Here is a 1,854-nt window from a genome sequence, read left to right on the forward strand (position 1 = left end):
GTTGCGTTAACTAAGACTCCCACCGGTGAAGTAGAAATTACTATCAAAGCTGATGATCAAACTGAAATCAGTTTAGATGGAACTACCTTTGCTTCAGAGCAAGTGCTTACCTTCAATGAGGCAACACTTCAAACTATCACAGTGCGAGGGCTGGATGATCAAGAGGTTGAAGGGGATCACGAAAGTACCATCAGCCACGAGATTACCAAATCCGAGGACACTGTGAACTATCCCCTGGGGGATGTTGGGTTAGTCACTGCTAGTATTTTTGATAATGACATCCCGATTGTCACGATCAGTGCTAGCGACCTTGAGGCAGCGGAAAAAGACCAAGACCCAGGCAGCATCACCATCACTCGTTCCGGGGACACTACTGAAGAACTCACTGTCAGTTACATGACCTTTGGTAGCACTGCTACCGCAGATGACTACAGTGAAACTCTCAATGGGTCAGTCACTATTGCCGCTGGTGAGTCCTCCGTCGAGCTGAAAATCACTCCAGAAATCGACTCCCGAATCGACGAAGGTGATGAAACTGTTAACTTGGTCTTAAACACCAGCGAAGATTATAACTTAGTTGGCAAAACCTTTGCTCAGATTACCATTGCTGATGACATCTCGTCAGTTCCTGACAATAGTACCAGGTTTGTCTGGCGTAATCCACTGACAGGAGAGAATATCCTGTGGAAGATAGATGCTACTCAGCAAGTAAATACAGTTACCCTTCCTACATTGGATCTCAATTTCGAAATTCAAGGTAGTGGAGACCTTGATGGCAACGGTGACAACCAAGATGTGTTCTTGCTGAACACAGTAACCGGAGCTATTCAATACTGGCAAGTGCAAGGTGAGGAAATCAACGAGATGGTGCTTGATGCCGGTGAGGTCAACCTCCTGGAATGGGAAATCCAAGAGTTTGCTGACTTTGACGGTGATTCCAAAGATGATATTCTCGCCTACAAGGCAGACACTGGAGAGATTGCTATCTTGACAATAGATGGTGACCAGCTGGTGAATCAGGGTACCATTGAACGGGATGGTCAGCCTTTACTGATAACCGAAGACACTGGATGGCAAATCCAGGGTGCCGGGAACTTCAATGGTGATGATGGTCCAGATCAGATTCTCTGGCACAACCAGAATACTGGAGAGGTTGGCATATGGGAGATAGATGGCAACGAACTAGCGGATGCTGCATTTGTTACACGAGACGATGATCCTGTACTAGCACCATCATCAACTGGATGGCAAATCCAAGCTGTGGCGGACTTCAGCGGCGATGGGCAACAGCAGATTCTCTGGTACAACTCGGATAATGGATACATTGCCACATGGCAGATGTCTAATAAGGAACTAGTCCAAGGTAATATCATTACACGGGATGGTCAGCCCTTATCAATACTACCTTCAGATGAATGGACCATTCAGGGTGTTGCAGACGTAAATCAGGACGGCCAGTATGATATCCTCTGGAACAACGATAATACTATTGCTGTTTGGGAGTTGGATGGCTCTGAATTGACCAATCCAATGCTCATCGAGGAGCAACCCCAGGGTGGCTTCAACCCCAACCTTATCTAAGGTATACTGCACAGGGTCATAACCTGAGCTGATTAAACATCAGAACTACCACCCTGAAACAGCGGAATTGGTATCAGTAGTTCCAGTGAGCTGAGCCGAAAAAACCCCTTGCTGAGTAAGGGGTTTTTCTATGTTTCTAAACCTTCCTGTTGATCAAGCCTTCTTGGGTGTGTTTCCCATTTTAGAATTCCTCAAAAGGATTTGGCTTAAACGCGATCGCCAATTTCTGCCAACTCACGTCCACCAAAAATTGCTGAACTATCAGAGTAGAAC

1 protein-coding gene is annotated in these 1,854 nt (G+C 46.2%); it reads left to right on the top strand.

The window, feature by feature from the left end; all coding sequences use genetic code 11:
- On the top strand, positions 1-1,581 hold a 1,581-nt coding region (locus F6K53_RS39415; protein ID WP_293085399.1), incomplete at its 5' end, for a Calx-beta domain-containing protein.
- Positions 1,582-1,854 lie beyond the last annotated feature (273 nt).

Origin of the sequence: Moorena sp. SIO4A1 (genome assembly GCF_010672065.1) — a bacterium.
In the GTDB taxonomy this organism is placed as follows: Bacteria; Cyanobacteriota; Cyanobacteriia; order Cyanobacteriales; family Coleofasciculaceae; genus Moorena.